The organism is Neisseria sp. P0021.S007 (genome assembly GCF_051956855.1).
The window spans coordinates 1-1,030 of the sequence record NZ_JBQCXA010000161.1 but is presented as its reverse complement, the minus strand read 5'-3'; the positions used below and the strand labels follow the sequence as shown (position 1 = coordinate 1,030).

The following is a 1,030-nucleotide window of genomic DNA, read 5'->3' as shown; positions in this document are numbered from 1 at the left end:
TGTTTGAACCTTTTGAAAGCGGCTAACAGGCTAAGTGTGCCTGTTGCTGCTTAAAAGGCGGCCGGATGCCTGATTATCAGGTATCCAAGGGGGATTATGGGGGTATTTGAGTAGAATCAGTAGATATTTGAAACAAAAACAGCCGAAAACCTGTGTTAGGTTTCGGCTGTCGGAGGAAAAGGAATTTTGCAAAGGTCTCAGCCGGAGAGTTTGAATATATATACCAAACTGATCATCTTGGGCGGTTAAAAACATGGGAAGCACAAGAGCTTCAGTTAACCAAACGTTCCGACAGGCTTCATCATAACCCTAATACTCCGGGAAAACTCAGTGGTGATCATGCTGGTCATTTGGCGGGAGATAGATTTGGCGGGTCTCCAAAGTTAGATAATCTGGTATCCCAGCTTAGCGGAGTTAATTTAAGCAATTATAAAATTCTAGAAAATGAATGGGCAAATGCATTAATGGAAAAGAAACGCGTAACGGTAAATGTTGATATACAATACAAGGGAAATAGTTTAAGGCCAGATCATTTTGTTATTCAATATGAAATTGATGGCATTAAAAAAGTTGAAAAGATTTACAACACAGGAAAGTAAAAATGAAATTTGAAGATAAGATATCAGAAATACAAAAACGTATGCTTAGCTTGGCACTTGAATTTTCAGGAGAGGGGGTTACCGCTGTCTATATATATGGTGCAAGGGAAAGAAACGTATTGTCTTTTGATGCTTTTTTTAAAGTGGATAATAAAATTATGAGAAAGGAGTCTTTTAATACAAAAGAGATTCAATGGCAGTTTCTTAATCTTGGAATGGAAGATTATTCGGAACTATGCTCTGTCTTTGCCGAGAATCATCAGGAAATTCCAACTCAGTTGAAACTCATATATGACAATGTAAATCAGAAAGCATCCGCTAATTATTCATATGAAAAATTTTTCTCGCATAGAGATGATTTAACACCGGGTAATATTTTTGAACAATGGTTTAAAGAAGAAAAGCAAAAAACAGAAAACCCGTATGGCTAA

2 protein-coding genes are annotated in these 1,030 nt (G+C 36.8%); both read left to right on the top strand.

What is annotated here, in order from left to right:
* Positions 1-152: 152 nt before the first annotated feature.
* Complete coding sequence (locus ACTHUR_RS11910) at positions 153-599, top strand: DNA/RNA non-specific endonuclease (protein WP_070646392.1); 447 nt, start codon at positions 153-155, stop codon at positions 597-599.
* 2 nt (positions 600-601) lie between these two features.
* Positions 602-1,030 (top strand): hypothetical protein, encoded by a 429-nt coding sequence (locus ACTHUR_RS11905; protein WP_002233344.1) that lies wholly within the window; start codon positions 602-604, stop codon positions 1,028-1,030.